Source organism: uncultured Campylobacter sp., assembly GCF_938017705.1.
Taxonomy (GTDB): Bacteria; Campylobacterota; Campylobacteria; order Campylobacterales; family Campylobacteraceae; genus Campylobacter_B.
In genome coordinates, this window is record NZ_CALIIS010000049.1 from 1 (window position 1) to 8,365 (window position 8,365).

General features: G+C 44.0%; 6 protein-coding genes. 3 read left to right on the plus strand and 3 right to left on the minus strand.

All coding sequences use genetic code 11. The annotated features are described in order from the left end of the window. On the minus strand, positions 1–1,748 hold a 1,748-nt coding region (locus Q0605_RS02655; RefSeq protein WP_298703981.1), incomplete at its 3' end, for a hypothetical protein. Between the two features lie 857 nt (positions 1,749–2,605). After that, positions 2,606–4,027 (minus strand): Do family serine endopeptidase, encoded by a 1,422-nt coding sequence (locus Q0605_RS02660; protein WP_298097909.1) that lies wholly within the window; start codon positions 4,025–4,027, stop codon positions 2,606–2,608. Between the two features lie 168 nt (positions 4,028–4,195). Between Q0605_RS02660 and Q0605_RS02665 the strand changes: the two genes are divergently transcribed. The 3 genes from Q0605_RS02665 to Q0605_RS02675 all read left to right on the plus strand — a co-directional run bounded on the left by Q0605_RS02665 (position 4,196) and on the right by Q0605_RS02675 (position 7,540). Then, the gene (locus Q0605_RS02665) at positions 4,196–5,098 is read left to right on the plus strand and encodes a DnaJ C-terminal domain-containing protein (protein WP_298703983.1); all 903 of its coding nucleotides are present in this window, start codon (positions 4,196–4,198) and stop codon (positions 5,096–5,098) included. A gap of 12 nt (positions 5,099–5,110) precedes the next feature. Then, positions 5,111–5,422, plus strand: coding sequence for a helix-turn-helix transcriptional regulator (locus tag Q0605_RS02670; protein WP_298703985.1), 312 nt, complete (start codon positions 5,111–5,113; stop codon positions 5,420–5,422). 486 nt (positions 5,423–5,908) lie between these two features. Continuing rightward, positions 5,909–7,540, plus strand: coding sequence for a cation:proton antiporter (locus Q0605_RS02675; protein WP_298703988.1), 1,632 nt, complete (start codon positions 5,909–5,911; stop codon positions 7,538–7,540). Positions 7,541–7,817: 277 nt separating this feature from the next. Here Q0605_RS02675 and Q0605_RS02680 read toward each other — a convergent pair. Beyond that, the coding region (locus tag Q0605_RS02680; RefSeq protein ID WP_298703990.1) for a hypothetical protein at positions 7,818–8,365 on the minus strand (548 nt) is incomplete at its 5' end.

Consider the following 8,365-nt stretch of genomic DNA (forward strand, 5'->3'; position numbering starts at 1 on the left):
GTGCCATAAGCTACCCCGTTTATCGTGGAGCCTTGCAAAATTACGCTGTTATTGGATGCAGAGCCCGCCATAGCGTTACCGCCTTTTACTTGGCTATTTCCATTGACCGTAGAATTTACCAAGGATAAAGCGTTTTGTACGGCATTGCCGCTTGAGGTAGTTCCGCCAGAAACGTGGTTGTTGATAGTCGCTCCGGTCGCGAAGAATTCATTGCGGCTGACGCCTTGTTCGCCGCGTCCGCCTAGAGCAGGACCATTTAGTGTTCCGCCGGTTATTTGGACGTGGTTATTGTTTGCCGTTCCGCTGCCGCTGCCGATTTTATTGGTTCCGCCGATTACTTGAAAGACGCTTTTGCCGGTTAAATCCGCTACTACCCAGTTAGCCTCGGCCTTGCCTTTTTCGCTTCTACCGCCGATGATATCGTGGCTCATCGTAGCGCCGTTTGCGATCTCTACTCTGGCGCCCGTAACGTCGCCATTAACGCTGTTTCCGCCGATGACATCGTGGCTCACTTCGCCACCGTTTAGAGTTACTTTGGTGTTTGAAATTTTGCCGTTAACGCTGTTTCCGCCTATAGCATCTTGTGCTACTTTGCCTCCGCTCATTTCAACGTAACTACTTTTTATCTCTCCATTTACGTTGCGGAAGCCGTAAGCGCTACCGCCTATCTCGCCGCCGCTTATTTTGACGTAATCATTCGTGCTAGTAGCGACGTGATTGGTACCAGAACCTCCGCCGAAGCCTCCGTGAACGTCACCTATAACCTTTCCGCCGCTGATTTCAGAGTAATTGTCGTTAGAAACGGCTGCCATATATGAGCCCGTAGTAGATTGAACCTCTCCGTTTTGTAGCTTTACGTAGTTTTTGCTAGCCGTAGCGTTGCTTCCGGTGGTAATACCCTCTCTAGTAGCATTGGCGCCTGTTATATTTTGAAGCTTAGCACCGGCGCTGTTTATGACGACATAGTTTTTCTCTAACGTACTAGCGGAATTTGGAGATACCGATACCGCGCCGTCTATTTCTTGACCGCTGCCTAAGACGATAGCACCCGTAATATTTACGCCATTGCCTTTCGCAGAACCGCCTTCGTGTATGGTAGCACCCTCTATCCTATATTTATCTATTTGTGCTGCGCTTTTAATATTTACCGTATTATTTTCTGCGGAGTGACCATATCTAGCACGACCTCCCGATACTATAGCTTCGAAGTTCCCCATGGTATCATTATCGCCGATTATATGGCTATTACCTTCGATATTTACGGTGTTGCCGACGGCATCTCCCGATTGAGGTCTCTTTCCTGCCCAAGTGCCGTTGCCGCCGAGAACAACTCTATTAACGGTTGCATTTATTATGTTTACGGTATTGCCTGTTGCGCCTATACCTTCACCGCCTATTACGGTAGTAACGGTAGCGCGGTTTTGAACGGTGATCTGATTTCTATCGGCCGATGTCGTAGGCGTAATGCTAGGATGACCCATACCGCCGCCGTATATACTGTAGCCAGACATATCAGTACCTGAAGCATCTCCGGTGATAGTTACTATATGATTTTTGGAGCCGCCTCCGTTACCGGCACCTTCATAACCACCCGAGTAATACCCGCCGCCTGGAGTATGCAAATGACCATCACTACCGCCGCCGGTTACCGTCGCTTTTGCATTGTCGGCTAAAGCTTGCATCGGCATCAGTGCTAGCGTAGCAGCGATGCTCAGACCTGAGATAATCGGTATCTTAATATCTTTCATAGTTGTAATCCTTCGTAAAAAATAAAAACTATCCATTATACTATAAAAATACCTATTTACAATAAATTTAATACAATTCCTAACAAAAGGTAGCTTAATGCGAAAAAATCGGTATCGCGATGTGACGTTTTCGATAATAAAGTAAAATTTCAGCTTATTTTTGTTATCGAAGCTTAAACGAAAAATTACGATTACAAAATAGCAGAATTTTAAAATTCCGACTTTAAAATTTAGCCAGCGGGATTCCCAATAAGCGTCGCTGCGAGAAAAGCGCTAAAATAAAAAGGCAGCAGTTTCTGATAATGAGAAGTAGGGTAAGACATAGATTTTATAAATTTGGATTTTGTGGAATTTAAAGTGAAGCAATATACGAGAGGAATTAAAATTTGAAGCAATTCTAGGTTAGAAGCACATACTTCTGCGGTATGTTGTTAGCAAAGAGATTAAAATTTTAAAGCAGTCCCAGACGAGGCGATAAAAACGATAAAGTAGCGGCGTGAAAGGTTAAATTTTAAAAATTCTAAGTGAAAACAAAAGCAATGGAGGGGGCAAAATCTAAGAATTTCAAGCGAAATTTGGGCTTTCAGCGGTGTTTAAAATGGCAAATGGCTTTCGAAGCTATTTGAAATAACAAAGGGCTTTCGGCAGCTTTTAATGTTCGCCAAAAGCCCATCTTTATAGTTTATTATGTATCTTTTGTGCTCGAAAGCTCGAAATTCCGCTTGTCAAAAAGTCCAAAACCTCAAAAGATTTGCTGGCTTACTCGCAATGTTTCGCTAATGCTTTGTCCTGGGCTCGCCGCGGTTAAATTTTAACGCTTTCGCGTTACTCGCCGCTAAAGCTTGGTGGACCAAGCTTTAGCGGATTACAAGACCTTGCGGAATTCCGCGTCTGATAACCCAAACTAGGGTTTTCTTGCCCTTGTAATCTTTGATGTATCGATCGAAGTCGTCTGAGCTTTTGACATCGTTTTGACCGACTTGGATGATCACGTCGCCTACCTCAAAGCCGTAATCATCGGCTTTTGAGCCATCTTTTACGCTTAAGACGAGGGCGCCCGAGACATCGTCGTCGAGGTTATATTTGCGGCGTAAGCTATCATTCAACGTCCTTAGCTTTAGCCCCTCTATCGCGCTTTTTGAGTCCTCGCCGGCTGAGCCTAAGGTAGTGGAGTCGGATTTCATCGCGTCTAGCTTGATAGTCGTACTCTTGCTTTTGCCGTCGCGCTCAAATTCTACATCCACTGAGCTTCCTGGAGCCATTGAGCCGATTAAATTCTTTAATTCGTTGGCGTTTTTGATAGATTTGCCGTTTATTTTGGTAATCAAATCGCCGCGCTTGATACCTGCTTTATCGGCTGGCATATCCTTTTCTACGCTTGAGATTAGCGCGCCCTCTTTGCTTTCATAGAGCTCTTTTTGGTCTTTAGACATATCCGAGATCGTAACGCCTATAAAGCCACGCTCGATCTTGCCGTTTGTGATGAGCTTTTCGGCGATCTCTTTTACCATATTTGAAGGGATCGCAAAGCCTACGCCGTTATTTCCGCCGCCGCGACTTAAAATGGCGGAATTTATCCCCAAAAGCGCGCCGCGGCTATCCACTAGCGCGCCGCCTGAGTTGCCCGGGTTGATCGAAGCGTCGGTTTGGATGAAATTTTCATATTGATTTAGCCCGATATTGTTTTTATTTAGCGCCGAGATTATGCCTTGAGTGATGGTGCCGCCCACGCCGAAAGGATTTCCGATAGCAAAGACGATATCGCCCTCCATAGCCTTGGACGAGTCGGCAAATTTAACCGCAGAGAGATTTTTTTCGTCGATTTTAATGATTGCAAGGTCGGTTTTGGGGTCAGTACCGATCACCTTGGCTTTATACTCTTTATCGCCTTCTAGTAGTGTAACTACGATCTCATCGGCATTTTCTATTACGTGATTATTTGTGACAATATAGCCGTCTTCGGAGATGATGACACCAGAGCCTAGCGAGCTTCCCTCGCGCTCCTGCTGCTGCGGAATGTCAAAGTCGAAAAATTGCTTAAAAAACGGATCGTCAAACATCTGTGACATCGGGCTGTTGCCTGCTTTGATCTTGGTTTTAGTCGCGATATTTACGACGGATTTTTTCACGTCCGCAACGGAGCTGTGATACGAAAGCACGACATCTTGATTAAAGCCCGGATTTACGCGCTCATAATTGCTTGGAGCTTCTTTAATGTCGATACTGGCGCCAAAAAGCGCACCTGCTAAAGCTATCGATATGATGATCGATTTTTTCATTTTTGCTTCCTTTGTGATAATGAAATTTTGGCGGAATTATAAATTTTGTCCGCTAATATATTCTTAACGCAAAATTAAAATTTATAAATAGAATTTAGCAAACTTGATTGACACTCACTAAAGTTTTATGATATAATCTACATAAATTTTAAGATTTTAAGGATTAAAATGGCAAGCACAAGCAGTTTATACGAAACCTTAGGCGTGGATAAATCAGCAAGCGCCGAGGAGATTAAAAAAGCTTACCGCAGGCTAGCTCGCAAGTATCACCCGGATATTAATAAAGAGCCTGGAGCTGAAGATAAATTTAAAGAGATTAACGCCGCGTATGAAATTTTAAGCGACGAGAAAAAGCGAGCGCAGTATGACCGCCACGGCGACGAGATGTTCGGCGGACAGAATTTCCACGATTTCGCGCAGGGCTCGGCAAACATGGGCGATCTAAACGACATCCTAAACAGCATTTTCGGCGGCTCTTTCGGCGCAAAAAGCGCAGGCTCACGTGGCGGATTTAGTTTCAGCTCTTTCGGTGGTGGCGAGGGTTTTAGTGGCTTTAGCGGCAGCAGTTTCGGCGGCACACAGAGCCTAGATACGCACAGCTCGATTGAAATTCCTTTTGAGACCGCGATACAAGGCGGCGAGATGAGCGTGCGCATAGGCGGGGAGACGGTTAAATTTAAAGTACCCGCGGGTATAAATGCGGGCGAGAAGCTGCGCATCAGGGGTAAAGGACAAAAATCAGGCGCTCAAAGCGGCGATCTAATTTTAGAGATAAAAATCGCGCCAAGCGCCGAGTATACGCGCGAAGGCGACGATCTTTTCAAAAAGATTGACGTGCCTTTGAAAACGGCGATGTTTGGCGGAAAGGTAGAAATTTCGACGCCAAGCAAAAGCGCAACGATAAAGATCGCAAAAAATACCAAAAACGGGCAGAAATACCGCTTAAAAGGCTATGGCGTGCAAAACCGCAAGAGTAAAATTTTAGGCGATCTATACGCGGTGGTAAACGTCGTCCTTCCCGACGTCGATTCGCTGGATGAGGACGTCAAAGCCGCGCTGCAAAAGCTATAAGGAGGCATCAAAATGCATGATTACGATGAGCCGGTTTATCTCATATCGATAGTCTCGAAGGTCTTGGATATTCATCCTCAAACAATACGTCAATACGAGCGCGAAGGGCTTGTGAGCCCGGGTCGCACCGAGGGCAATATGCGACTATATTCGGCGCACGATATGGATCGCATACGCATGATTTTAAACCTTACAAAGGAGCTTGGCGTCAATCTTGCGGGCGTGGACGTGATCTTTCGCCTGCAAGAAAGGATCGCTGAGTATGAGCGCGAGATCGAGGAGCTACGGGCTAGAATTTTAGAGCTTGGCGGAGAGACAGACTAGGATCTGCAAGATAAAGATTTTAAAGCTCAGCAAAATCAGATCCTGGTGCTACAAGCTAAAATTTTAATGCTATCAAAAAGCAAGATCGCCTCGCAAGCGTAGATTCAAGCGATAAATTTTGATTTTCAGAGAGGATTTGTGGGCGCGTTAAATTCAAAGTCGTGCTAAGCAAACCCGGGCGAATTTTCTTGTGATTAAATTTAAAAGCCGTCTTATATAATTTAGCTTTAAAATTTAAAATTCCAAGCCGTGTTAGGCTTTAAAATTTTGTCGCGAACCTCTAAATTTAGCGATAAAGTGCGACATAATTTCTCTATTTTTAAGCGGGATTTTAGTAAAATCACATTATAAAATTTACCCGTAAATTTATATGAAAAGATAAAATTTCATCGATTATCGCCTCCGGTAAATGGTCGCGGATAATGTAAAATTTGACAATAAATTTAGCGCTAAATTTTATGCATAATCTTACAAAAAAGGGAGTTAATGGAGCTTGTTATAGAGCTATTTCTTGCGATCACGGCGCTTGCGATAGTGCTAAATATCGTCTTTAAAATTTTTGAAATTCCCACCATCATCGGCTATATCGTCGCGGGCGTGTGCTTTTCGCAGATCTATAGTCTAAGCAGTGTCGAAAACGCCCATATGTCTGAGCTGGCAGAATTTGGCATCGTTTTTTTGATGTTTACCATCGGGCTTGAGTTTAGCTTCCATCACCTGATGAGTATGAAAAAGGACGTATTTTTTAACGGCATGCTCCAAGTGCTTGGCACCGGTATTATTCTAGCGCTCATCATCGATCAGGCTTTTGGCGGAAACATAAAAACCGTGATGATTATCGGGCTTGCGCTCGCGCTTAGCTCTACGGCGATCGTGCTAAAAACACTCAACGAAACAGGCGAAATCAACCAAAACTACGGGCGCAAGGTGCTTGGCATCCTGCTCTTTCAAGACCTCGCCGTCATCCCCATCTTGCTTATGATTGACATATTTGGCTCGACCGACAATACCCCCGTGAACTATCTAATCTTAAAAACCGCCGTAAGCGCCGCCATAGTGGTAGTGATCCTTTTCGTGCTCGGCAAATTTGCTTTTAACCGCTTCCTCTACTACGTCGTAAAGACGAATTCTAAAGAAATTTTCATCGCGACCATCCTTTTTACCGTCGTGGGGGCTAGCTTTTTGGCGCATGTATTCGGCTTTTCATACACGCTGGGCGCATTCATCGCGGGCATGCTCATCGCAGAAACTGAGTATAAACACGAGATAGAGGCTGATCTGACGCCGTTTCGAGACATACTGCTGGGGCTTTTTTTTATCACGATTGGCATGCAGATAAATTTTGAAGTCATCGTCTCGCACTATGGGCTGATCCTGCTCGCTATTATCGTTATAATGGCGCTTAAAACGGTTGTGATTTACGCGATCTTATTTCTCTCGACCGGCAAAAGGATAGCGCTAAAAGCGGCGCTGTCGCTATGCCAGATAGGTGAGTTTGCGCTTGCGATCTTTTCGCTGTTGATGAGCCGCGATATGCTAAGTAAGGAAAACGGGCAAATTTTAATTACAGTCGTAACCGCGACTATGATTTTAACGCCGTTTATTCTTAAGAATTTAAACAAAATTGCCAACCGCTTCGAGTCCAAGGTCGAAAAGTTCGAGGATGAGGAGCATAAAACCCAAATCCCGCCGATGAAAAATCATATCATTGTAGCAGGCTACGGCAGGATAGGGCAGGAAGTGGTGCTGCGCCTTAAAGATCAGGGGCTGCTATACGTAGTCGCCGAGAGCGATTTAGAGCTTGTGGATCTGGGCAAATCGCGCGGAGAGAACATATACTTTGTAAATATAATGCAAAAAACCGCAATCGACGAGCTGCATGCGCGCGATGCATCGGTCATCATCCTAACGATCGCAAATCAGCAAAAGCTCGACATCGTCGCTAAGATGCTAAACGGCTCTAATTTAAAAGCAAATATTATAGTGATGCATACGGGCGCTGATCCGCAAAGCGAGTTGCAGAGCGAATACGGCGAAAATTTTATATTCGTAAAAAAGGAGAGAGTAGTAGCCAATGCGCTTTTGCAAGAGGCGCTGAAATGCAAGCTAACGCAGTAGCCTTGAGCGTTTAAGATCAAATTTAATTGCATTTGCTATGCCTAAAATTTTTCACGCTCTTTATTTTCTTACTTCTATACTCAGCTAATTTAAAGTGTTTTAATAAACGCAGATAATAGATATATTTAAATGGCGGGCTTGCAAATTTAAAGGCGCGAAGTGCTGCTTTGGATTGATTTAAATTCTAAATTTAAGCTGTCATTCCACAGCAAAGAGATACTCCGACAAGGAGCTGATGAAGTATATTCGCGCGATATTCGTTTAAATTTTACTAATTTCACTCTTTTATCTCTTTATAAACGCTTAAATTGCGTGCTAGGCAAACAATGGTAGTAATAACGGACACAGGCGTCACTGCTAGAAGATAAAAGAAGCCAAAAAATAGCCCTATATCGCTAGATTCACTACCGCCGCCGGCAAGCCATAACGCTATAGCCATAATGGGATAATACAAAACCAATGTCACAATCGCAAAATTTTCTATCGCGAAAATCGTATTGCTTTTTTCGGGATTTTCTACGAGAAGTTTGCTGTATCTGCGCTTTGAAAAGAAAAATATAATCGTGCAAACGGCGCTAACTATAAATGCCCAGTGTAATTCGTACGAATTTGGTAAAAATAAAATCAAAAAAACCGTTGTCGCAAAACTCACGAAAGCAAATCTGATCAAACGGTGAAGTTGATATTTTTGCTTTAAATTTTTTGCAATTTGTGCTAGAGCTTTGCCGTACTCTAGCGCTTCCTCTTTGCTTTGGATAGATTCTGTTTCAAAGCGATATTCCGAATGTGGAATCCGCATCGGCGCATTGATTACAAAGAATGCAG

Bases quoted from the DNA above. Each gene is read 5' to 3' on its own strand.
- Q0605_RS02660 (WP_298097909.1), bottom strand. From the start codon at position 4,027: ATGAAAAAATCGATCATCATATCGATAGCTTTAGCAGGTGCGCTTTTT.
- Q0605_RS02670 (WP_298703985.1), top strand. From the start codon at position 5,111: ATGCATGATTACGATGAGCCGGTTTATCTCATATCGATAGTCTCGAAG.
- Q0605_RS02665 (WP_298703983.1), top strand. From the start codon at position 4,196: ATGGCAAGCACAAGCAGTTTATACGAAACCTTAGGCGTGGATAAATCA.
- Q0605_RS02675 (WP_298703988.1), top strand. From the start codon at position 5,909: ATGGAGCTTGTTATAGAGCTATTTCTTGCGATCACGGCGCTTGCGATA.